This window comes from Massilia sp. CF038 (genome assembly GCF_900129765.1).
Taxonomy (GTDB): domain Bacteria; phylum Pseudomonadota; class Gammaproteobacteria; order Burkholderiales; family Burkholderiaceae_D; genus Telluria_A.
The window spans coordinates 1024058-1047187 of the sequence record NZ_FQWU01000002.1; the positions used below are offsets into that span (position 1 = coordinate 1024058).

The 23130-nt window shown below is 62.0% G+C and carries 22 protein-coding genes; 15 read left to right on the forward strand and 7 right to left on the reverse strand.

Annotated features, from left to right (window positions below; all coding sequences use genetic code 11):
- The first annotated feature begins 9 nt into the window (after positions 1-9).
- From BUC24_RS14990 to BUC24_RS15010, 5 genes are all read left to right on the forward strand, one after another.
- Positions 10-1284, forward strand: a complete 1275-nt coding sequence (locus BUC24_RS14990; protein ID WP_073220155.1) for a sensor histidine kinase — start codon at positions 10-12, stop codon at positions 1282-1284.
- 63 nt (positions 1285-1347) lie between these two features.
- Complete coding sequence (locus BUC24_RS14995) at positions 1348-2109, forward strand: LytR/AlgR family response regulator transcription factor (protein ID WP_073217716.1); 762 nt, start codon at positions 1348-1350, stop codon at positions 2107-2109.
- A gap of 107 nt (positions 2110-2216) precedes the next feature.
- Positions 2217-3455, forward strand: a complete 1239-nt coding sequence (locus BUC24_RS15000) for a PAS domain-containing sensor histidine kinase (protein WP_083599017.1) — start codon at positions 2217-2219, stop codon at positions 3453-3455.
- Between the two features lie 99 nt (positions 3456-3554).
- A complete protein-coding gene (locus tag BUC24_RS15005) occupies positions 3555-4568 on the forward strand; it encodes a porin (RefSeq protein WP_073217718.1) in 1014 nt (337 codons plus the stop codon).
- A gap of 76 nt (positions 4569-4644) precedes the next feature.
- Positions 4645-5082, forward strand: a complete 438-nt coding sequence (locus tag BUC24_RS15010; RefSeq protein WP_073217722.1) for a hypothetical protein — start codon at positions 4645-4647, stop codon at positions 5080-5082.
- 6 nt (positions 5083-5088) lie between these two features.
- On the opposite strand, the gene BUC24_RS15015 is transcribed toward BUC24_RS15010, so the two are convergent.
- Both BUC24_RS15015 and BUC24_RS15020 read right to left on the reverse strand, forming a co-directional pair.
- Positions 5089-5739, reverse strand: a complete 651-nt coding sequence (locus BUC24_RS15015) for a class I SAM-dependent methyltransferase (protein ID WP_073217724.1) — start codon at positions 5737-5739, stop codon at positions 5089-5091.
- Positions 5740-5760: 21 nt separating this feature from the next.
- Positions 5761-6702, reverse strand: a complete 942-nt coding sequence (locus BUC24_RS15020) for a CysB family HTH-type transcriptional regulator (protein ID WP_073217727.1) — start codon at positions 6700-6702, stop codon at positions 5761-5763.
- Between the two features lie 182 nt (positions 6703-6884).
- Here BUC24_RS15020 and BUC24_RS15025 point away from each other — a divergent pair, with 182 nt between their 5' ends.
- From BUC24_RS15025 to cobA, 6 genes are read left to right on the forward strand one after another with little or no spacing between them, the layout of a single operon-like run.
- Positions 6885-8573, forward strand: coding sequence for a nitrite/sulfite reductase (locus BUC24_RS15025; RefSeq protein WP_073217730.1), 1689 nt, complete (start codon positions 6885-6887; stop codon positions 8571-8573).
- The gene (locus BUC24_RS15030; protein WP_073217733.1) at positions 8566-9123 is read left to right on the forward strand and encodes a DUF934 domain-containing protein; all 558 of its coding nucleotides are present in this window, start codon (positions 8566-8568) and stop codon (positions 9121-9123) included. Before BUC24_RS15025 ends, BUC24_RS15030 begins: the two co-directional genes overlap by 8 nt.
- A 7-nt stretch (positions 9124-9130) precedes the next feature.
- Positions 9131-9847, forward strand: coding sequence for a phosphoadenylyl-sulfate reductase (locus tag BUC24_RS15035; RefSeq protein ID WP_073217735.1), 717 nt, complete (start codon positions 9131-9133; stop codon positions 9845-9847).
- 24 nt (positions 9848-9871) lie between these two features.
- On the forward strand, positions 9872-10810 hold the full coding sequence (cysD, locus tag BUC24_RS15040) for a sulfate adenylyltransferase subunit CysD (protein ID WP_073217738.1): 939 nt from the start codon (positions 9872-9874) through the stop codon (positions 10808-10810).
- Positions 10810-12129: a sulfate adenylyltransferase subunit 1 gene (locus BUC24_RS15045; protein WP_073217741.1), complete on the forward strand. Its 1320-nt coding sequence runs from the start codon at positions 10810-10812 to the stop codon at positions 12127-12129. Before cysD ends, BUC24_RS15045 begins: the two co-directional genes overlap by 1 nt.
- A gap of 9 nt (positions 12130-12138) precedes the next feature.
- Positions 12139-12897, forward strand: coding sequence for a uroporphyrinogen-III C-methyltransferase (cobA, locus tag BUC24_RS15050; RefSeq protein WP_073217744.1), 759 nt, complete (start codon positions 12139-12141; stop codon positions 12895-12897).
- Positions 12898-12912: 15 nt separating this feature from the next.
- Here the strand turns inward: cobA and BUC24_RS15055 are convergent, their stop codons facing one another.
- The 4 genes from BUC24_RS15055 to BUC24_RS15070 all read right to left on the reverse strand — a co-directional run bounded on the left by BUC24_RS15055 (position 12913) and on the right by BUC24_RS15070 (position 18661).
- Positions 12913-13971 (reverse strand): hypothetical protein, encoded by a 1059-nt coding sequence (locus BUC24_RS15055; protein ID WP_143167533.1) that lies wholly within the window; start codon positions 13969-13971, stop codon positions 12913-12915.
- Positions 13972-14050: 79 nt separating this feature from the next.
- Positions 14051-14449 carry a hypothetical protein gene (locus tag BUC24_RS15060; RefSeq protein ID WP_143167534.1) on the reverse strand — a complete coding sequence of 133 codons (399 nt, stop codon included), beginning with the start codon at positions 14447-14449 and terminating at the stop codon, positions 14051-14053.
- Between the two features lie 95 nt (positions 14450-14544).
- On the reverse strand, positions 14545-16095 hold the full coding sequence (locus tag BUC24_RS15065) for a phytase (protein ID WP_073217752.1): 1551 nt from the start codon (positions 16093-16095) through the stop codon (positions 14545-14547).
- Position 16096: 1 nt separating this feature from the next.
- Entirely contained in the window at positions 16097-18661 is a 2565-nt protein-coding gene (locus BUC24_RS15070) for a TonB-dependent receptor (protein WP_229448226.1), read from the reverse strand.
- 265 nt (positions 18662-18926) lie between these two features.
- On the opposite strand from BUC24_RS15070, the gene BUC24_RS15075 reads away from it, so the two are divergent.
- The 4 genes from BUC24_RS15075 to BUC24_RS15090 all read left to right on the forward strand — a co-directional run bounded on the left by BUC24_RS15075 (position 18927) and on the right by BUC24_RS15090 (position 21450).
- Positions 18927-19850 carry a diguanylate cyclase domain-containing protein gene (locus BUC24_RS15075; RefSeq protein WP_073217754.1) on the forward strand — a complete coding sequence of 308 codons (924 nt, stop codon included), beginning with the start codon at positions 18927-18929 and terminating at the stop codon, positions 19848-19850.
- Entirely contained in the window at positions 19847-20854 is a 1008-nt protein-coding gene (locus BUC24_RS15080; protein WP_073217756.1) for an AraC family transcriptional regulator, read from the forward strand. The genes BUC24_RS15075 and BUC24_RS15080 overlap by 4 nt, the downstream gene beginning before the upstream one ends.
- Positions 20855-20905: 51 nt before the next feature.
- The gene (gene hemP, locus BUC24_RS15085; RefSeq protein WP_073217759.1) at positions 20906-21070 is read left to right on the forward strand and encodes a hemin uptake protein HemP; all 165 of its coding nucleotides are present in this window, start codon (positions 20906-20908) and stop codon (positions 21068-21070) included.
- A gap of 71 nt (positions 21071-21141) precedes the next feature.
- Complete coding sequence (locus tag BUC24_RS15090; RefSeq protein WP_073217762.1) at positions 21142-21450, forward strand: hypothetical protein; 309 nt, start codon at positions 21142-21144, stop codon at positions 21448-21450.
- 18 nt (positions 21451-21468) lie between these two features.
- Here the strand turns inward: BUC24_RS15090 and BUC24_RS15095 are convergent, their stop codons facing one another.
- On the reverse strand, positions 21469-23079 hold the full coding sequence (locus BUC24_RS15095; protein ID WP_073217765.1) for an alpha-amylase family glycosyl hydrolase: 1611 nt from the start codon (positions 23077-23079) through the stop codon (positions 21469-21471).
- Between the last annotated feature and the right edge of the window lie 51 nt (positions 23080-23130).

Sequence of the window (23130 nt, forward strand, 5' to 3'; positions counted from 1 at the left end):
CGCCAGACCATGCCATCCAGTAGCGACCTGCAGCACAACGTGAGCGCCTTCGCAACGCGCTTGCACCACGCCTTTGACGCCACCACCACCTGGGTGACCCAGCTGTCGTGGTGGAAGTTCTTCCTGTTCGCGGCGGTGGCCCTGGTCGCAGCGGACATTTTGCAAAACGAATTGTTCTCCGGCTCTGGCGAAGAAGTCGTGATGCGCACCGACGAAGGCAAGAAAAAGAAGACCAAAAAGCCCGAGTCGACCATTCTGATCGACGATTCGGGCATTCATTTCAATCCGCGCAAGCCGATGACGCCGCCGGCAGTGCCGCCCGAGCCACCGGCCCCGCCTGCCATGCCGGCCGATCCCGCGCAGCCTGCGCCACCGACCGTCCCACAAGTATCGACCATGCCCGACGGCAGTGAGTCGGTCCACATTGAACTGCCGCCGCAAATCGGCGAAGAATTGTCGAACGCGATTGAAAACGCGGTGGAAACGGCGGCGGAAGAAAAGGTCACGCGCTACCACCGCCAGGCCTCGACCTGGTTCCGCAGCTTTGTGCTGCTGCTGATTCTGGCGTTGCTGGCGATGAAGGCGCTCGTTGGCGGCAAGAAGCGCGCCGAAGCGGAAACCCTCACGGCCAACGCGGCGGCCGAACGCGAGTCGATGCAGCGCCAGCTATCCGAAACCAAGATGCAGATGATGCAAGCCCAGGTCGAGCCGCACTTCCTGTTCAACACCCTGGCCTCGGTCGAGTATCTGATCGAAACCAATCCGCCGCGCGCCTCGGCCATGCAGCGCAGCCTGATCCAGTATCTGCGCGCGGTCTTGCCGCAAATGCGGGACAACGCGGTTGTCACCAACCTGGGACGCGAAGCGGACATGGTCCAGGCTTACCTGAATTTGCTCAAGATGCGCATGGAAGAACGTCTGACAGTGGAGATGCACATACCCGACGGCCTGCGCACGGCCGCCTTCCCACCCATGATGCTGCAATCGATGGTGGAAAACGCGATCAAGCACGGCCTGGAATGCAAGCCCGAAGGCGGCACCCTGAAGATCGTGGCCGAGGTTGCCAGCGGCAAGCTGCGCGTGATCGTCACGGACGATGGGGTCGGCTTCGGCGTGGTGCCAAGCGACGGCACCGGCCTGGGCCTGCCGACCATCCGCGAGCGCCTCAAGCTGCTGCACGGCGACCAGGGCCAGCTGCACATTGCCGCCAATTCGCCCAGCGGCGTGATTGCCACCATCGAGGTGCCGTACCAGGTCTCTCGGCCCGGCAGCGGCGCCAAATGAGCGGTTGATAAAAGCGCTGATGTATTGAATAATTGACAGTCCTGACGTCTCCCCTGCCCTCCCATGCCTACAGCAATCATTGCCGACGACGAAAGATTAATGCGGGACCAGCTGCGCATGCGCTTGTCGCAAGTCTGGCCCGAACTCGAGATCATCGGCGAGGCAAAAAATGGCGACGAAGCCATTGCCCTGGTGGCCGAACTGAAACCGGATCTTACCTTCCTTGACATCCGCATGCCGGGCAAGACCGGCATGGACGCGGCGCGCGCCATTGGCGCCGACAGCAATATCGTGTTTGTCACAGCGTATGACCAGTACGCGGTCGAAGCGTTCGAACGGGGTGCGGTCGATTATGTGCTCAAGCCGCCCGAGCCCGAGCGCCTGCAGATCACGGTGGACCGCCTCAAGGCGCGCCTGGACAAGCCGAAAGCCGCCGTCAACGACAGCGTCACTGCCATGCTGTCTCAGCTGGCCGAAAAAATGGCTGCACCCAAGCCGACCTATCTGCAATGGATTCAGGCCAGCATTGGTCAGGACCTGCGCATGATCCCGGTGGAAGAAATCCTGTTTTTCCGTTCCGACGAAAAATACACCTGCGTCCAGACCGAAAAATTCGAAGCGCTGATCCGCAAACCGGTACGCGATCTGGCCGAAGAACTCGATCCCGCGCTGTTCTGGCAGATCCACCGCGCCACGCTGGTCAACGTGAATGCCATTGAAGGCGTCACGCGCGACATCCGCGGCCGTCATCTGGTGCTCATTAAAGGCAAGCCGGACAAGCTGGAAGTGAGCCGCAGCTTCCTGCACCTGTTCAAGCAAATGTAATGCGGGCCGATCGGCCCTTCCCTTGTTGCCCCGCAAAATCGGGGCAACAGCTGTGCCGTATGCTGTTCCCGGGCCCGCATCCGCGCGCCATTTACAGCAGGCACGCAATGAAAAACCAGCGTTCTTTGCGCCTGCGCAGCTGGCGCGTTTCCATGTTCTTTCTCGGGCTGGCGGGCGGCCACTTGTTGCTGCGCGCTGTTGCCGGCGGCCGCGGCCCGCGCTTTGCGCGCAGCCACAGCCGCGACATCATCCAGCATGCCAGCGAAGCCATCATTTCCACGGACGACACCCAGACCGTGGTGCTGGCCAACCCGTCGGCCGCAGCCATGTTTGCCACCACGGTCGACGCCATGCAGGGCAGCCCCTTGAGCCGCTACATCCACCCCCTGCCCACCACGCCGGGCGACCCGATTCCCGCCTATTTCGGCGATGGCAGCGGGCGCGTGGGCCGACGCGCCACCGATTACGCGGTCACGGGCATCCGCGCCAACGGCGAAACGTTCCCGCTGGAAGGTTCGGTATCGAGCATGACAGAGGCCGACGGCAGTATCAACACCATCATCGTGCGCGACGTGACGGCGCGCCAGCAGGTACAGGACAAGCTGTCGCGCTCGCACGCACAGTTGCGCCAGTTGTCGGCGGCACTGCAAACCGTGCGCGAAGAAGAGCGCACCCACATCGCGCGCGAACTGCACGACGATCTGGGCCAGCTGCTGGCCTCGCTGCGGATGGATCTGGCCCTGCTACAGCAAGAACCGGGCGCCAATCCGACCAGCGCGCGCCTGATGGGCGGCATGGAAGAGAATTTACTTACGGCCATACAATCGCTGCGCCGCATCGCCACCAATCTGCGCCCGCGCGCACTGGACGAAGGCGGCCTGTATTTCGCCCTGCAGGGATTGCGGGACGAGTTTGTCGAACGCCATGGCATCGCTTGTGCGCTGTATGCCGACGAAAGCGAGCTGCGGCTCGACGATGCCGCCAGTACCGCGATTTTCCGCATCGTGCAAGAGGCTCTGACCAATATTGCGCGGCATGCGAACGCCAGCAATGTGACCATGTATTTATACCGGATCGACAGCCAGCTGCTCATTTCCATCCGCGACGATGGCTGCGGCATCACCGCTGCCGACCTGGAAAAAGCCCAGTCGCTGGGTCTGATTGGCATGCGCGAACGGGTCTGGGGCATGCACGGCGAGATCACCGTCAGCAGCGACGAGCCACCCGGCACCCGAATTGAGATCGTTTTGCCTTTGGCAGAAAAACCACACCTGACAGAAAATTTTTCAGATCGTGAAATTTTTCGTGCAGAAACACGTGGATATCGGCCAACTTCACCAAATTAACAACGTTCGATCCCCGGCGGTCATCAAGTTGTCATAGTATACCGATACAGTTCCTGTCGAATTACAGCAACTCATTGAAGTAAACTAATGGAGAGTTATATGCAAGGTAAAATGTTGGTAGCAGCACTGGTCGCATCCCTGCCACTGGTCGCGTCGGCTCAGTCGAGCGTCACCATCTACGGCGTGGTCGATGCAGGTATCGCTCACGAAGACACCGGCGCAGTTGGCGGCAACAAGACCGTACTCGCTTCGGGCAACCAGTCCACCAGCCGTTTTGGTTTCAAAGGTCAAGAAGACATCGGTAACGGTCTGAAAGCCGTCTTCAACCTGGAAGCCGGCTACCAAGTCGACACCGGTGCGGGCGATGCTTCCCTGTTCGGCCGCCGCGCTGTTGTTGGTCTGGAAGGCTCCTTCGGTGCTGTCGTTCTGGGTCGTGAATACACCCCAGTTGCTGACGTTGCAAACGTCACCGACATCAACGGTCAAGGTTTCTACGGTTCGAACCTGAGCTCGTTCGCTGCTGGTCGTCTGACCCGCCGCATCAGCAACTCGGTGAACTACCGTTCGGCCAACGCCATGGGCGGCTTCAAGCTGGGCGTCGCTTACGGCATGGGCGAACAGTCGACCGGTCCTTCGAAGGATCTGGTAGGCGCGTCGCTGGCTTACGCTTCGGAAAACTTCTACATCGGTGGCGCATACCACACCGTTGAGAACGTCACCACCGGCAAGGACAAAGAGTACATCGTTGGCGCCACCGCCAAGTTCTCGGCGTTCGAAGTCAAGGCCAACTACATGGTCGCTGATCCTACCGGCACCGGCAACAAATACGAACAGGCCAACCTGGGTGCTTCGTACGCGTTCGATGCCAACAAGATCTACACCAACGTTCAGCAGAACAAACTGGAAAACGGCGCCAAGGGTAACCTGTTCAGCGTTGCTTACTCGTACACCCTGTCGAAGCGCACCAACGTGTACGCTGCTTACGCTACCATGCGTAACAACGCACAAGGCCTGTTCCCGATCTACTCGGCTGGTTCGAACATCACCCCGGCCGCTGGCCAGAATGGTGTTGACCCAACCGGTCTGACCGTCGGTCTGCGTCACTCGTTCTAAGCTTCTTCGGAAGCTGCAAAAAAGCACGCAGCAATGCGTGCTTTTTTTTCGTTTATACAGGCAAGGAAAAACGCCAATGGCAGAACCAAAACGCGGCAGCGGTGTGCTGATCCTGGTGGCAGTCCTGGTGCTCGGTGTGCTGACGTTCATGTACTCCGGCGGCAACTACGTCAAATCACTGGCAGGCATCGGCAGCTGCACCGAAACGCCGCTGGCCACCTTCCCTTCGCCCGGCCAGCGCCTGGCGGTATCGAGCTACCTGCGCCAGTGCGGCCCAGGCACCGATCCGGTCACCCATGTGATTCTGCATCCGGTCGGCAAGCTGCCCCCGGCCGATGCGAATGGACTGGTGCGCGAGGGCGAAGTGTTCCTCGAGAGCGGCAAGCGCGCCGTGGGCGCCAGCTGGGAAGGCGAACGCGAAGTCACGCTGGAAGTAGGCGGCACCGGGGCGATCCCGGGCGCGGCGGAAAAGACGCGCGCTGACGTACAGGTGCACATCCGGCGCGCCAGGTAGCGCAGCTTATTTCAGACGGCAGCTCAGCAGCCAGTAGTACTCGAGCCGCACGATCTTGATCTCGCGTACCGAGGAAGCGAGCTTCTTGCGCAGGGCGCTGTCAGACGGATAGGTCTTGGGAATCTCGTAGCGTTCGCCGTCTGGCGTGGCGCGGATATGGTAGGTATTGCCTTCCAGGTCGGTACGGGCGACGGTTTCGCTGCTGCCTTCCACATAGGCATCGTCCAGAAGGACGATCAGGACATCCTTGCCGAGCCGCGCTTTCAGTTGCGCCAGGAAGCGCTCGTATTCTTCGCGCTTGACGTGCGACCACCAGAAACCGATAAATACTGCTGTGAAGTCGCCTATATCGGCTGGCAAATCGCGCGCATCGGCCAAGCGCAGCGTGACCTTGTCGGCTGGCAGCTTGCGCAGCTGGGCCATGGCAATCATTTCGGGATTGATGTCGGTTGCGACAACTTTGTCAGCGGTTTCGGCGATGATGCGGGTCCAGTAGCCGGTGCCACAGGCCAGTTCCAGCACCGTATGGCCGCGCAGAACCTCCGCCACGTGGCCGCGCATGGCTTCCAGATCTTCCTGGCGCTCGGCGCGGTCGTAGATGCGGTCGTGATTGGAAGCGATTTTGGCGTAAAACTGTGCAGATTGTTCGGTGATCATGTTCTTCTTAATAAATGCTGATTACAGCTCGTAGTTGTCTTTGCTGCCGTTCATGGCCGACTCGACCATTTTGCGGTTCAGGGTCGGCGCCAGCAGCTCGATGAAGGTGTAAATATAACTGCGCAGGTAAGCGCCCTGCTTGACCGCCACGCGCGACACATTCATGCCGAACAGATGGCCCACGGGAATGGCGCGCAGGTTCTTGTCGCGTTCCGAATCGAACGCCATACCCGCTATGATACCAAGGCCCATGCCCAGTTCCACGTAAGTCTTGATGACATCGGCATCAATGGCTTCAAGCAGTACGTCCGGTTTCAGCCCGCGCAGGCTGAACGCGTGGTCGATCTTGCTGCGCCCGGCAAAGGCGCCGTCATACGTGATGAGCGGATAGGTGGCAATTTCCTCGAGGGAGACGGCTTTCGAACGCAGCAGCGGATGGTCGGGCGGCACCACCACCACGTGCTCCCACTGGTAGCAAGGCAGCGTGATCAGGCCATCCACGCCCGCCACCGATTCGGTTGCAATGGCCAGGTCGGCCTGGTCACGCTGCACCATCTCGGCGATCTGGCGGGGGTTGCCCTGCAACAGGGACAGGCGTACCTTGGGATACTTGAGCATGAAGGCCTGCACCACCTTGGGCAGCGTGTAGCGCGCCTGGGTGTGGGTAGTGGCGATGGTAAAGCTGCCGCTGTCCTGGGCTGCGTATTCCTTGCCGATGCGTTTAAGGCTGTCAATTTCCTGCATGATCAGTTCGACCGATTCCAGCACCAGCCGGCCGGGCTCGGTCAAGCCGCGAATGCGTTTGCCATGCCTTGTGAAAATATCAACGCCAAGCTCCTCCTCCAGCTCGATGATCGCCTTTGATACCCCGGGCTGCGAGGTAAACAGCGCTTTGGCGGCATCGGTCAGATTGTAATTCTGGCGTACGGCTTCGCGCACGAAGCGCAGTTGGTGGAGGTTCATTGCTGTTTTTCTCGAATTCTTGTGCTAACCGCATTTTATAAGAATGCTTATGCCTGATACGCATATAAGCAAATAAATTCTTAGTCGTTTGGAATAAAGAAGCAGTTTATTACCATTGGGGCTAGTTTGGGGCCTCTCCATGAAATTTGCCCTGCGCCAAGACCGAAAAAACAGGATGACACATGTATCGCTATGACAAGTACGACCACCTCATCGTCAAGGAACGCATTGCCCAGTACCGCGACCAGGTGCAGCGCCGCATCAACGATGAGCTGACCGAAGCCGAATTCCTGCCACTGCGCCTGCAAAACGGCCTGTACATGCAGCGCCACGCCTACATGCTGCGCATCGCGGTTCCGTACGGCCTGCTGTCGTCCGCGCAGATGCGCATGTTCGGCCATATCGCGCGCAAGTACGACCGCGGCTACGGCCACTTCACCACCCGCCAGAACATCCAGTTCAACTGGATCGAACTGGAACAGACCCCGGACATCCTGGCCGATCTGGCCTCGGTTGAAATGCACGCCATTCAAACCTCGGGCAACTGCATCCGCAACATCACCTCCGACGAATTTGCCGGCGTGGCTGCCGACGAGATCATCGATCCGCGCCCGTTTGCCGAAATCCTGCGCCAGTGGAGCACCTTCCACCCCGAGTTCCTGGCCTTGCCGCGCAAGTTCAAGGTCGCCATCAATGGGGCCGTAGAAGACCGCGCCGCCATCGCCGTACACGACATCGGCCTGACCGTGGTGCACAACGAGGCCGGCGAAGTGGGCTTCAAATTCATGGCCGGCGGCGGCATGGGCCGCACCCCGATTCTGGGCAGCGTGATTCGCGAATTCCTGCCGTGGCGCCACCTGCTGACCTACACCGAAGCCGTGATGCGCGTGTATAACACCCACGGCCGCCGCGACAACAAGTACAAGGCCCGCATCAAGATCCTGCTCAAGGCCCTGGGCGTGGAAGAATTCACCCGTCAGGTCGAGGAAGAATGGGCCGACCTGAAAGACGGCGGCGAGACCATCACCGACGAAGAACTCGCGCGCGTGGCCGCCTACTTCCAGGCGCCCGCCTACGAAACGCTGCCAGCGATCGACCCGGCTGCCGAGCAGCCCGACAACAAGGCCTTCGCCAATTGGCTCAAGCGCAACGTCAAGCCGCACAAAACGCCGGGTTACGCGGCCGTCATCCTGTCGCTGAAAAAAACCGGCGTGCCGCCGGGCGACGCAACCGCCGAACAGATCGACTTCATGGCCGACCTGGCTGACCGCTACAGCTTTGGCGAACTGCGTGTTACGCACGAGCAGAACGTGGTGCTGGCCGATGTCAAGCAAAACGCCCTGTTCGCCCTGTGGCAGGAAGCCAAGGCGCGCGGCCTGGCCACGCCGAACATCGGCCTGCTGACCGACATGATCTGCTGCCCTGGCGGCGACTTCTGCTCGCTGGCCAATGCCAAATCGCTGCCGATTGCCGCCGCCATTGCCGAGCGCTTCGACAATCTCGACTTCCAGCATGACATTGGCGACATCGAACTCAATATCTCGGGTTGCATCAACGCCTGCGGCCACCATCACGTTGGCTCGATCGGCGTGCTCGGTGTCGACAAGGATGGCAGCGAGTGGTACCAGGTGTCCATCGGCGGCGCGCAGGGGAACAATTCGGCCATCGGCAAGATCATCGGGCCTTCGTTCTCGGCCCTGCAAATGCCGGAAGTGATTGACCGCCTGCTGCAGGTGTACGTGCGCGAACGCCACGAAGAAGAACGCTTTGTCGATACCGCCCAGCGCCTGGGCATTGCACCGTTCAAGGAACACGTTTATGCCACGCCGATTGCGGCGGGCGCCCTGGTTGGAGAGGACCACTATGCTTGAAGCGCACAAAGACATCATCAAGGGCCGTGAAGTCGTGTCTGACGACTGGAGCGTGCTGCGCCTCGACGAAGGACAAACCGCCGATCACGTGGAAGTCCATGAAGGCAAAATCATCGTGCCGCTGCAGGTCTGGCTGGCGCAGCGCGCCACGCTGGCCGAGCGCGCCCACATTGGCGTGTGGCTGGCGCCTGATGAACAGGCCAGCGCGCTCAAGGATGATCTGGACAAGTTCGGCGTGATCGCCATCGACTTCCCCAAGTTCACCGACGGGCGCGGCTACTCAATCGCCTTCAACTTGCGCAAGCGCCTGGCCTACAAGGGCGAACTGCGCGCCATTGGCGACGTGCTGCGCGACCAGCTGTTCTCGATGCACCGGGTCGGCTTTGACGCCTTCGCCACGCGCCAGGACCGCAGCATCCACGATGCCCTGAAGGGCCTGACGGTGTTCAGCGAAACCTACCAGGCGTCGGTCGACCGCGAACTGCCACTGTTCCGCCGCGTGGCGCGCGACGTGCCGGCCGAGCATATCGACCTTGGCGCCGGCATCTGAGGCAGCCATGAACGATATTGCCGCCCTCGTTGCCACTACCCGCGCCACGCTGGAGCGCATCGCAAGCGAGTTCTCGCCAGCGGTGTTTGCCTCCAGCCTGGCCGCTGAAGACATGGTGCTGACCGACCTGATTCTGAAAGCCGGTCTGCCGATCGGGATCTTCTCGCTCGAGACCGGACGCCTGCATCCGGAGACCCTGGACGTGCTGGGCAAGGTCAAGGCCACGTATGGCTACGACATCGCCCTGTACAAGCCACAGACCGAGGCAGTGGACGCCTACGTCGCCACGAACGGCCTGAACGCGTTCTACGACAGTGTCGAAATGCGCCGTGAATGCTGCCGCGTGCGCAAGGTTGAGCCGCTCGGCCGCGCCCTGGCCGGCAACAAGGCCTGGGTCACCGGCCAGCGCCGCGCCCAGTCCACGACCCGCGCCGAACTGCATGTGCAGGAAGACGACGCCGCCCACGCGATGACCAAGTTCAATCCGCTGGCCGACTGGTCGGAAGAAGACGTCTGGAACTACATCCGCGCCAACGACGTGCCCTACAACGCGCTGCACGACCAGGGTTTCCCGTCGATTGGCTGCGCGCCCTGCACCCGCGCCGTGCAGCCAGGCGAAGATGTGCGCGCCGGCCGCTGGTGGTGGGAAAATCCGGACTCGAAGGAATGCGGCCTGCACATGGTCGACGGCAAACTGATTCGCATTAAATCCGTGGCTGCATAAGCCACAAGAACAATAGGCATAGCCATGAACACAACCACTGACATCTCGCGCGTGCTCCACGACGTCAATGCGCGCCATCTGGACGCGCTGGAGTCCGAAGCGATCCACATCATGCGCGAAGTCGCTGCCGAATGCGCCAACCCGGCCCTGCTCTTCTCGGGCGGTAAAGACTCGGTGGTCCTGCTGCGCATCGCAGAAAAGGCCTTCCGTCCGGGTAAATTCCCCTTCCCGCTGGTGCACATCGACACTGGCCACAACTTCCAGGAAGTGATCGACTTTCGCGATGCGCGCGCCGCAGAACTGGGCGAGCGCCTGATTGTTGGCAGTGTCGAAGACTCGATCAAAAAGGGCACGGTGCGCCTGCGTAATCCGCTGACCGATTCGCGCAATGCCGCGCAGGCGGTGACCCTGCTTGAAACCATCGCCGAATACAAATTCGACGCCTGCATCGGCGGCGCGCGCCGCGACGAAGAAAAAGCCCGCGCCAAGGAACGCATCTTCTCCTTCCGCGACGAATTCGGCCAGTGGGATCCCAAGGCGCAGCGCCCGGAACTGTGGGACCTGTATAACACGCGCGTGCACCCGGGCGAGAACATGCGCGTATTCCCGATTTCGAACTGGACAGAACTCGATGTGTGGCAGTACATCCACCGCGAAAAACTGGCCCTGCCACCGATCTATTTTGCGCACGAACGCCAGGTCATCCCGCGCAATGGCTTGCTGGTTCCGCTGACCGACCTGACCCCGGCGCGCGAAGGCGAAACCGTGGAAACGCAAGTGGTACGCTTCCGCACCGTGGGTGACATTTCGTGCACCTGCCCGGTGTCGTCCGATGCTGCCACGGTGGAAGCGATCATCGCTGAAACGGCAGTCACCCAGATCACCGAACGCGGCGCCACCCGGATGGACGACCAGACCTCCGAAGCGTCGATGGAAAAACGTAAAAAAGCAGGATACTTCTGATGAACGCTCGAATTGACACCCACGCCGAACAACTGACCGAGCGCGGCCTGCTCCGTTTCATCACCGCCGGCTCCGTCGACGATGGCAAGAGCACCCTGATCGGCCGCCTGCTGTTTGACAGCAAAGGCATCTTCGCCGACCAGCTTGACGCCATGTCGCGCTCCAAGCACAAGCGCACCGTGGGCGACACGGTCGACCTGTCGCTGCTGACCGACGGTCTGGAAGCCGAGCGCGAACAGGGCATCACCATCGACGTGGCCTACCGCTACTTCGCCACGCCCAAGCGCAAATTCATCATCGCCGACACGCCGGGCCATGAGCAGTACACCCGCAACATGGTCACCGGTGCCTCGACCGCTGACGCGGTGATCATTCTGATCGACGTGTCCAAGGTCAAGCTGCGCGAAGACGGTGGCGTCGACCTGCTGATCCAGACCAAGCGCCACTCGACCATTGCCCACCTGCTGCAGATCGAGCACGTGGTGGTCGCCGTCAACAAGATGGACCTGATCGGCTACGACCAGGCGATCTATGATCGCATCGTCAAGGCCTACCGCGAGTTTGCCGCCACGCTGGGGCTGAAGGATATCACCCCGATTCCATTGTCCGCCCTGACCGGCGACAACGTCGTCGACAAGACCGACAAACTGGCCTGGTACCAGGGCCCGACGCTGATCGAGCTGCTCGAGTCCCTGTCCGTGTACGACGAATCGCACGATGCGCCCTTCCGCTTCCCGGTACAGCTGGTGGCGCGCCACAACGGCCACGAAGCGAACGACTTCCGCGGCTACATGGGCCGCATCGAAGCGGGCAAGGTCAGCGTCGGCGACAAGCTGGTGGTCCAGCCTTCGGGCCAGAGCGCCACCGTCAAGGACATCGTTACGCTGGAAGGCTCGCACCAGTCGGCCGTGGTGGGCCAGTCGGTGACCATCCTGCTTGACGAATATCTGGACATTTCGCGCGGCGACCTGCTGGCAGGTGCCGCGCAGCCAGCGACGCTGCTGAAGAGCGTGAACGCCGACGTGTGCTGGATGTCCGACGAGCCGCTCGACCTGCGCCGCAAATACTGGATCAAGCACGGCACCAAGCAGACCGCAGCCAAGATCACCGCGATCGACACTCTGCTCGACATCAATACCCAGGAACGCCATCCTGCACAGGGCCTCAAGCTCAATGACATTGCACGTATCTCGCTCAATGTGCAGCAGCCGCTGGCCGCCGATGCGTATGCCGATATCCGCGCCACCGGCGCCTTCATCCTGATCGATGAAGTGACCCACCAGACTGTCGCTGCGGGCATGATCCGCCTCGGCGAATAAGGAACAGCGATGCCAGCTCTTGGAAAAGTCTACTTGATTGGTGCCGGCCCAGGCGCCCAGGACCTGATCACCCTGCGCGGTGCGCGCCTGCTGGCGCAAGCCGACGTGGTGCTGCATGACGCCCTGGTGACCGACGAGATGCTGGCACTGTGTCCTCAGGCCGAAAAAATCCTGGTCGGCAAACGCTGCGGCCAGCTCTCCACCGCGCAGCAGTTCATCAACAAGCAGCTGGTGGATAACGCGCGCAAGCATGCGCTCGTCGTGCGCCTGAAGGGCGGCGACCCGATGCTGTTTGGCCGCGCCGATGAAGAACTGCGTGCGCTCGAAGAAGCGGGCATTGAAGTCGAAGTTGTCCCTGGCATCACGACCGCGGTGGCGGCAGCGGCAGCGACCAAGCAGCCGCTGACCAAGCGGGGCGTCTCGCGCAGTGTGGCCTTTTTCACCTCAAGCACCGCGCCCGAGCATGCCGACCACCCCGCCATTCCGGACACCGACACGCTGGTCCAGTACATGGGCGGACGCGAAGCCATCGTCACTGCCCAGCGCATGCTGGACCAGGGTCGGCGCGCCGATACGCCGGTGGTGGTGATTGAAAACTGCAGCCGCCCCGATCAGCGCATCTTGCGCCTGACCCTGGCGACGCTGGCACATGGCCTGGGCCCGTCGCACGGCCCGGTGCTGGTCATGCTGGGTGACGCCATGAAGATGCGTGACAAGCAGCCGCAAGACGCGGCCGAGCCTGAGGATGCGCTGCGCCGTAGTGCCTGAAGCGGCGCAAGGCACTCACCAGCTGAAAATCGTCGGCCCCTTCGTTTCGCCGAACAATTCTGCCGTCGTGCCGCTCTCGACGTCGACCACAAAAAAGCGGGTTGAAAAGTTACGGTACACCAAATGCTGCTCATCGAGCCAGCCGGTGATATACAAAGAATTTCCCTGGCAATGGCTGTAGCTACCCGTCGCCAATGGCTTGCTGACGCCGTTCTTACCAACCACTTCAAGTTGATAGCGCGTATCCGGTTTTGCTTTTCCCAAACGGGCACGCCACTGCCCGCCAGGCGAGACCGCTTCACGGTTAGCCATCAAGGACTTGGGCAGTACAGGCTTGAACAAGTCGATCTCCTGACGATCGCGCACAAAGACATGCTCGTGAAAGGCGGGACCGTCGTGGCCAGTGATTTCCTCCATGCGCTGCGTGGAGAGACGATAGGAAAAATAGGCCGCCGGTGAAGGTTCCAACTCACCGCGCTGCATCAGCAGGAGCTCACTGCCATCGCTGGACCAGGCTGTCGACGTCCAGGCGGGCGCGGCAACCGAAGTTGGAGGCGGACTGACCGCGTGCACCGTCAAGGACACCGTATCGAACAACATCACGCGGGCAACATCATCATTCACGGCCATGGCAAGGTAGCGGCTATCCGGTGAAAAATCAGGGACAACGCGACCGCGGCCGGAATTCGAAAAAAGCAGATGATCCGTTTTGCTCGTCCTGTCATATAGCCAGTACTCGGTCTTGCCCGAACCTTTCGTAATGCCGCTGTAACTGACCCATCGGCCATCCGGGGATGGCACGATATTCGGCATGCCACCAGTAAAAAGATGATCTGAAATGGGCGTCGACGTATGCGCGTTCAAATCTTCAATGAAAAAGCGGCCGCGCGCGTCGAAACGATACAAGGGCGTCTTGATCTGCATTGCTGTCAGCGCGGTGAGTGGCTGACCAGCCTTACCAGTTGTGCCGCATCCGCTTTGGGCACCGGCCACTGCACTTGCCGGAGCGAGCAAGATCGAGATGACGACGAATGCTGCCGTCAAAGGTTGATACACGGGTGAGATGAAAATCATGCCAAATTATAAAGCCAACACCACCAAAAGCTGGCATCTGTTGGCGTGAGCCCACTATTGGGCTATATTCCGCAACTCGTCAGAATCGACGGTCGTGCTCCGCAATTTCCCATTGCAACTGGTCGGCGCTGGCGTACGTGTCTTCCGCAATGTTGTGCAAGCGGGCAAACGCCCGTTGCATGCGCGCGCTCAGCGCCGTCACATGCATGCCGCCCAGCTGGCAGCGAATGGTGCGGATATTTTCCTTCAGCCCTTTTAGTGCTTCGCGCAGCAGAAAGTCTGCGTCGACTGCTTCGTCGGCCGATCCCTCATGCATGCGCCTGCGTAGCATATTGATACGGACGCCCATGGCCGCGAGCCGGTCCGCCACCTTGTCCAGCCGCATGGCGCAGCGGCGCTCCGCCCCCAGCGCGGCGAGATAGTTCTGCACCCGCTGCCATACTGTACTGAAGGATTCGCTTTGCATGATCGCCGCCATTTCGTTCGCAAAAAGGATCAGGAAAGTCTGGTCCCATTCGCATTCGCGGTCAAACGTGCACACCCACTTTCCAACTGATCCAGAACAAACCGCAATCATTCTTCCAGAGGCAGTTGCAGTGCACGCGCAAGGTCTTCCCAGCCGACGTACTTGAAGTTCTGTGGCCCATCGGGCATGCGCTTGTAGCCATCCTGAATGACCAGCATGCCGCGGTTGAACGGCCCACCGAGATTGCGCGAAGTCACATCCAGGCCATCGGTCTCGGCCGTGCCGTCAATCCCCGCTGCGGCGTTGAAACCGACCTTGAAGCGCCCCCGCACCCGGTGCGGCGCTGCAGCGTCAAGCACCACGTAGCTGCTGTCGCCCTGGCTGGACACAACCAGATACGAGGCACGCTTGCCTTGGTACACCGCCATGCCTTCCACATCGGCATGCAAGTCCTTGCCCACCCCAAGCACGAGTTTCAGGTGCGCCGGCTGCGACCCTGACGCGGGCAGCGACCAGATGCCACGTTTTTCCTCGCCGATGAACAGGCGTTCACTGCGGTCATCCGCAACGCAGCCTTCCGGCTGACTGGCCACCTTGAAGCTACGTGCCAGGCTGGCCGAAAATGCACCAGCATTGCGCATGACGCGGTACTGCCGGAAGGCGCCGCCCTTGTCGTTGACAATCACCTCCAGGCCGCCGGCACGAGGCTGGAACAGGCAAATGCCATAGATATTCTCGAACCCAGTGGCAAAGCGCGTCAGTTCGGACACCGCCCCGCGTGCATCGATACCGTACAGCACGACAGTATTATCGTCACGCTGGCTCGCCACCGCCAGGTCGAAGGCCTGGCCATCGAACCGTACCTGCTGACGCAAATCGACATTGTTCAGCCGGCCGGACTCCAGAAACTGGGTCTGGCGACCTGTCATGTCATACACCATCAAGCCCTGCTTCTTGTTGGTACCCAGCACGCGCGATCCCGCCGGGTCTGCCGGATGGACCCAGATCGCCGGATCGTCGGCCACGTCACCCAGCCGGGCAACCGGCTCGGTCTGCACTTGTGGCACAACAACGGCAATCGCTGCCTCTGCCGCGCCGCGCGCGGGCCGACCGCCCTTGAGCAAGGTGCGCCTTGGCGTGGCCTCGCTGTCAGCTTCATACGCCCAGGTGCCGACCCCGTCTTCTTTTACATACAGCGTGTGCGTCGCGTCGTCCACGCTGCACTGCGCTGCATCGATGGGCAGGCTCAGTTTGCGCACCAGGCGCGCGCCATCCACCTGCAACAGCCACTGCTCGGCCTGTCCATCCTTGGCGGCGATAAAGACGAAATCCAGGCCTTGCCGGTCACGGAACAGGCAGGCGCTCTCCACGCCAAAATTCAGCACAGGCAGAGGCGCCATGCGTACCAGTTCGCCACGTGCACTGTCCACCCGGACCGGCTGCACGTGCTGGGTGGCCGAATCGATCACGATGGCGATACCTGGCCTTGCATCGAGCTGCTTGGCGCGCATGGGCAGTTCGATCACTTGTTTGCCGCTAGCGTCCAGCAGCACCAGCGCCTTTTTGTCCAGCCGCAGCTTGGCCGTTTGGGCCAGCGCACACTGCGCGGCCAACAGACAAACGAGCACGGTACTGATCTTGTAAGTTAGAGCACGCATATTAGAATAGGTTCGCTTTCAGGCTTAGTTTATAGGTACGGCCATACTGTTCGTTTTGCACGTTGTAGGCTTTCGCGCCCTGATACACATAGTACTTCTCGTTGTTCAGGTTGATCCCTTCAAAGACTAGCTGCACCTGTTTGCTCAGCTGGTAGCCAAACGAGAAGTCGACCTGGCGCTGTCCATCCACATACGCATCGGCCTTGGCATCGAGGATGTCACTGCCCACCTGCAGCAGGTAATTCGATTTGTGGTTCAGCGCCAGACGGGTGCTGACCGGACCGTTCTCGTAGCCCAGCATCAGATTGACGATTTGCTTGGACTGGCCCGGCAGGCGAATCTCGCGCCCCAGCGTGCTCTTGGTGGCCAGGTCATAGCGGCTGATATCGGCGCGGGCGCTGTTGACGCTCGCATTGGCGCCAACGATCAGGCCATTCCATGGTGCGGGCAGCATGCGCAGCGCATGCGAATAGGACAGCTCGATCCCGCGCACCCGGGCCTTGTCGCCATTGGCGTAGCTGATCGCCGATGTGTAGCCGCTCCAGGCGCCGGTACCGGCCAGGTCCGTCGTGTAGGTAAAGTTGTCGATATTCTTGCTGTACAGGTAGGCCGACAGCGCACCGTTTGCACCCAGCATGTGCTCGATACCCAGATCCAGATTGGACGACTTGAGCGGCGCCAGATCCGGATTGCCGATCACCGCTTCGGTGTTGCTGACCAGGCTGACACCAGGCGCCAGCTGGCTGAAATTGGCACGCACCACCGAGTTGCTCCAGGCCGCACGCAGGGTGGTCTGGGCATCGATGTCGTAGCGCGCCTGCAAGTTGGGCAGCCAGTTGGAATACGACTTGGCGCTGTTGACCGCGCGCACGCCAGCCGTGCTGGTTTCGAAGCCGGCCGTGGTGAAGTCCGTGCGCTCGTTGCGCACACCTGCCAGCAAGCGCCACGCGCCGATGTCAGCACCGGCCTGCAGATAGCCGGCATTGATATCTTCGTGCATGCTGTAATCATTGATCGCCGATGCATCGGCCAGCAAGGCGCCGGCGCGCGGCAAAGCTGCCACGCGTTCGCGAATGGCCTGCGCGCTGATGCCTGGCCCGAGGCTGGCAAACGGATAGTCGAGCGGGCCCTGGGTAAAGTCCGACATCACGATGCTGCCCGCGCCCCAGTAATTGGGACTGGTCGCAGTCTTGGACGTGTAGGCCCATTGGTTGGTATCGTTCTCCTTCTGGCGGCGGCTGAACTTGAAACCACCCTTGATGTCGAACATACCGAGCTGGCGGGTCAGGTCCAGCTTTGCGTGGTGTTCGGCATCGTTGCTGTCACGCGCCTGCAGCGTAATGCCTTGCAGACGGTACTGGGCCGGGTCGGCCAGGCTTGCCGGGCCCTGCAGCACGGGGGTCTCGGTCCCGCTAAAGCGCACACGGCTCACGTTGGCCGCTGCGCGAAAACGCGCATCGTTGATGCTTTCTGGCGTCTCTTCGCTGGCTTTGCTGCTGCCCGCGCTGGCAGCCAGTTTCCAGTCGTCGAAGCGGGTTTCCCCACCCAGGACGACGGAACTGATTTCTTGCGTGTACTTGCGCTGGCGCAGACGCCGTTCTGCCCGCGCCGTCGTATCGGTATCGGGTGCCGCGCTGCCACCGGTAAAGTTGGACAGCGTCAGGCGGTCGCGCACTTCATCATCGCTGAAGCGGCTGAGCAAGGTGCGCAGATACAGGGTCTGCCCTGCTTGCGGCCGGTAATCCAGATTCACCGCCAAGGCCTTGCGTTCGCGCTCGGGCAGATAGTTGCGAAATTCCAGGTTGCTCAGCTTGCCGTCTTTCCAGCCGCCGCCCGTTTCCACATCGTCCGAACCAAAGCTGCGGCGCTCCACACTCAGGCCGGCGGCAACGCCGAGTTTGCCATCGAGGAAGCGGTCCGCCAGCAGCACGCTGGCGTTCGGGCTGTTGCTGGCGGTGTTCTGATCATGCCCGACCCCAGCCTGCACCGACACCAGCCGCCCAGGCAAATCAAACGCCGACAGGGTCTTCACTTCCACCGATCCGCCCAGCGAATTGGCATCTTGGTCGGGCGTGAGGGTTTTGCTCACTTCCAGCGTCCGTACCAGACCCGCTGGCAGCACATCAAGCGCCACCGCGCGCCGCCCTGCTTCCGGTGACGGCACCGTGGCACCATTGATGGTGACCGCGTTATAGTCCGGCCCCATGCCGCGCACCACGATGTAGCGGCCCTCGCCCTGATCGCGCTGCACCGCCACGCCCGGCAGGCGCGCCAGCGCTTCGGCCGCATTCTTGTCCGGCAGGCCGCCAATATCGTCGCTGCTGACCACACTGACAATCTGGTCGGCCTTCTGTTGCAGCGCCAGCGCGCGCCGCATGCTCGAACGCTGTCCGGAGATGAGCACCGTGTCGCCTTGCAGCGCGCTGGCCTCGGTGGCGCCGGGCAGCGGCGCCAAATCCGCGCCGTGGGCGGCGCACATCTGCGCGGCAGCGAAGGCGAACAGGGTCAGGCGCGGGGTCAGGCGCGGGGTCAGGCGAATACGGGATGGTGTGGTGTGGCGTGTCATGTCGGGCCGATCAGTGGAATGGAAAACAGGGCGCAGTCTAGATAGCCAATATGTCCATTTCGTGACAGCGGCACCCATCAGCTGCGCATGGCGCCACGCTTGCGCTGCTTTGCCCCCTGCGCTGTGCCTTGCTGCCGCGTGTCGCTGAATGGGGCGCCTGAGCTGATATGACTGTGGCGTCTGAGCCAATCGGACCCCCACTTGTCATCGAGCCGTCACGCCAGCCGTCTACCATCGGGAAGCATTAACCTCACCGGACACTCCCATGCTACGAACCCACCGCATCCCACTTTTGCTGGCAGGGCTCGCCGCCCTCGTCTGGTTCGTCCTCTTTGCCTCGCTGGGCGTGGCCAAACCGGCCGCGCAATGGAAACTGCTCGATATCGCCAGTGAGAGCAGCATCGCGCTGATGGCCTTCGCCTGGCTGCTGGTGGTCTTGAGCAGCCGGCCCGCCGGACGCACCACCGCCCTGCTGGCGGGCGGCCTGGCCGGCCTGATGCTGGGCGCATGGGCCGACGTGCTGGACGAATTCTTCGTCATCGCCAAAGGCCTGTACTGGAACCATGTTCTGGAAAGCGGCACCACGCTCATGGGCATGGCGGTGCTGAGCTGCGGCCTGCTGTACTGGCGCCGTGAGCAGCTGATGGTCACGGATCACCTGCAAAAGCGCGAACGCCTGTTCCGCGACCACCGTGCCTTCGATCCGCTGACCCAGCTGGCCGACGCCGATTATCTGCGCGAGCAGCTGCGCATCGAATACGAACGCGGTGCACCCGATTGCAGCCTGCTCATGCTCGACATCGACAATTTCCACCTCATCAACCGCGATTATGGGCAGCGCGAAGGCGACCGCCTGCTGCAGGCAGTGACGCACATGCTGCTGCTGAACCTGCGCAGCAGCGATCTGCTGTGCCGCTATGCGGGCGACCGCTTCGCCGTGCTGGTGCCGCACACCGATGCCGATGCCGCCCGCGCCCTGGCGGACCATCTGCGCCGCGCAGTGGCCAGCCTGCGCCACCACGCTCAGCGCAGTGGCCAGCCGATCCAGGTGAGCGTGCGTTATGCAGCGCGCAGTGTCGATGCCGATCCGCGCCAGCTGCTCAAAGAATTGAACCGGGCCCTCGAGCGGCGCATGTCCTCGCTGGCGCCAGCGGACGAACGCAGTGCGCACGCCGCGCGCCAGGCGTGAGTGACATCGTTCACGCCGGCCAGGCTTGCATCCCGGCGCTGCACCAGCCAGCGCTGGCCCTCGACTTTGCGCTGGCGCGCGAGCTGACGCCGCAGCAAGCGTACAAGGGCCTGGACCAGCGCGACCTTGATGCGGGCGCGCTGATCGCACCTGCCCAGTATCTGCGTCTGCTGGCCAACGTGGCCAGCTCCCTGGCGCGCACCGACACCAGCTTTTTGCTGGGCCAGCAAATGCTGCCCGGGCACTTCGGGGCGCTCAGCCATGCCCTCATGCATGCGCACTGCCTGCGCGATGCGCTCACGCTGCTCACGCGTCATCAAGTAGCACTGTGTCCCTTGCTGGCCCCGCATCTGTGCGAGGAAGGCGACTTGGCTATCCTGTATTGGACCGACAGTGCCGGCAGCGGCGCCCAGCGCGGCTTTCTGGTGGAGATGCACATGACGGCAGTCAGCGCGATGTGCCGCTGGCTGAGTGGGGCGCCCTTGCCCTGGCACTTCTGCTTTAACCGGACCCAGCCGCGCTATACCGAACAGCACGAAGTCCATCTGGGGACCGACTTGCGCTTTAATTGCCACCTCGACGCCATGCTGATCGACGCGGCCTGGCTGGACCGCCCCTGGCCGCGCAGCAACGCGGTCGCCGTGCGCGCGGCCGCCGCCGTGCTGCCGCAGCGCACTTTCCTGGTGGCTGTCCATGATTATTTGATTGCGCACATCCGCTGCGCGCCCACGCTGGAACAGTGCGCAAGCGCCTTTGCCGTCAGCGCCGCCACGTTCAAGCGCCATCTGGCCGCGCACGGCAGCAACTTCCAGGCCGAGCTGGATATGGCCCGCTCGCACGTGGCGCTGCGCCTGTTTCAGCGCGGCGAAGACAATGATGCCGTGGCCCGCCATCTGGGCTTTCACGACGCCAATAATTTCCGCCGCTCCTATAAACGCTGGACCGGCATCACGCCCATGCTGGTGCGCGCCAGCCTGGCAGCTTATCGCTTGCAATCGCGCTGAACATCGGCCATAATCTAAATGAGAATAGTTCTCATTCATGAAAGGCGATCCATGCGTACTCCTACCCCAGCCCCGCCGCCAGCGCCGCCTGCACCGCCCGAACGGCTCAAAAGCCAGGATCTGCTGCGCCAGGCCAAGGCAATTGAAATCGAACACGATGGAAAAATCTACGAACTGCGCGTCACCCGGCTCAACAAGCTGATCCTGACCGCCTGATCACCCCATAGCCAGCCAGCTGCAATCCCCTTGCGCCAGCCAGCCAACCACCCTTTACCAGGAGCGTTGCAATGGCTATCGACTTGGAAAATTCACGCATGACCGATTTGAACGGCATTGGACAACCGGAGCTGCTGGTGTCGAGTGCCCTGCACCTGATGTCGCACTACAGCGCCAGCGCCGGCCAGGTTGCACCCTGCCTCAAGCTGGCCTCGGTCATCGAGCGCCACCTGCGCGCCCTGGCCGGACACGGTGACCTCAATCCCGTGCTGCGCGCCACCTGCCAGCAATTGTCCGAGCAGTGGGCGGCTGTGGTCGACGATGCGATGCCAAGGCCGCCGCGGCAATCGCTGTTCGAACGCCTGGTACGCAGCCACTGAGCGCGGCTGACTGACGCATCAAGCCTTGGCGATGGCGCAGCCGCAGGCGCCGATGCTGTTTGCAGCCACGGCGCGTGCATACAGCAACTGGTGCGATGCAAATGCCGGTGGCAAGGCACACGCCGTATCGGACAGATTGACCGCCACCAAAATGCGCTGCTGCGCCGTGCTGCGCCAGTACATCAGCAGCTGGGGTGCGCCGCTGCGCACAAAATGCACGGCACCCTGGCGCAGTGCCGGCAAGGCGCCACGCAGCGCGATCAGGTTGCGGTAATGGTCGAATGTGGGGCGATCAAAACTGCGCCAGTCGAGCGAAAAGTCATCGAACAGCGAACGCCAGTCCTGCCAGCGCGGCTCGTTGAATTCCTGCCCCATCATTAAATGCGGTACCCCGTCCAGCGTCATGATCACGGCCGCTGCCGCCAGATGCAGGTCGTGTCCGAAATAGCGGAACGCGCGCCCCTGTTCCTTCTCTTCCAGCCAGCGCATGCGCAGCGCGCCACGCGGGAAGGTGTAGGTCGACTCTTCCCATTGCCAGCGCAATGCATCGGCCCCAGTCTCGCCCCGGGCCACGCGCAGCATGGTCTCGCGCGCACCGGCGTCGCCGGTAAGGTCGCAGGCATCGAGGTGGTGCAACTCATCGCTGGAGTGGGCAATCAGAACCAGGTCGGCACGGGCGGCCAGCAGTTCAGCGCGGATCTCGTCGAGGAAGTCGGTGGGCGTGATGTCGGCGTCGTCAAAACGCAATCCATCGAAGGCGTAAGTGGCGAGCCAATCCTGCATGGCATCAATCAGCCAGGCACGCAGCGGCTTGCTGGCGAAGTTAAAACCGGCAAAGTAGCTGCGATTCGGGACCAGGTAGTTCAGCTGGCCCGCGCTGTCGTGGGTGAACCACTCCGGATGGCTGAGCGTCAGCACGTTGTCGACGGCGGCGCGGTTGAGGGTCCAGTCATATATGACGCGCATGCCGCGCGCATGCAGGTCGGCCACCAGGGCGCGCAAACCCGCCGCGTCACCCAGCGCGGGGTCGATGGCGCAAAAATCGCGCACTGCGTACGGGTCGCCATGTTCACCGAGGCGGCCCTGCACGCCAATGGGCGTGACGGGCATCAGCCACACGATCGACACCCCCAGTTCCTGCAGATGACCCAGACGCGCACGCACGCCGTCGAAGGTGCCGCCAAAGGCGCGCACCGACAGCTGATAGATCACGCCGTCGGCCAGCCACTGCGGGCTGATCACGGCGCTGCGGCGCCGGTACAAGTCGCCCGGGGTTTGCTGCGAAACGGCGCCGGTGCGAACGAACACGTCGCCAAATTCGTTGATGGTAAAGCAGGAGTTGTTTTGTGCGTCTTCCGATACCCATGGGTTGGCCGGGTCACGAATCCACGCGCTGCCGTTGACCACGAATTTGTAGTGATGGCGTCCGGGATCCGCCCTGACCGTGGTCTGCCAGGTGTTCGCGCCGACGCGGGTCAGGGGCGCGGCATCGCCCACCCAGCTGTTGAAGGTACCCGCCACGGCCACTGAAGCGGTGTCCGGGCCGCCCTCGAAGGTGAATCGGATGCCGCCTTTGGCGGTCTTTTGCGGCAGCAGATCGTGCCGAATGTGCTGTTGTTTGCTGGTCATGATTTCACATTTTACCCCCAGCGTGCGGGAGCGCGGCTGCGGCCGTGCAGC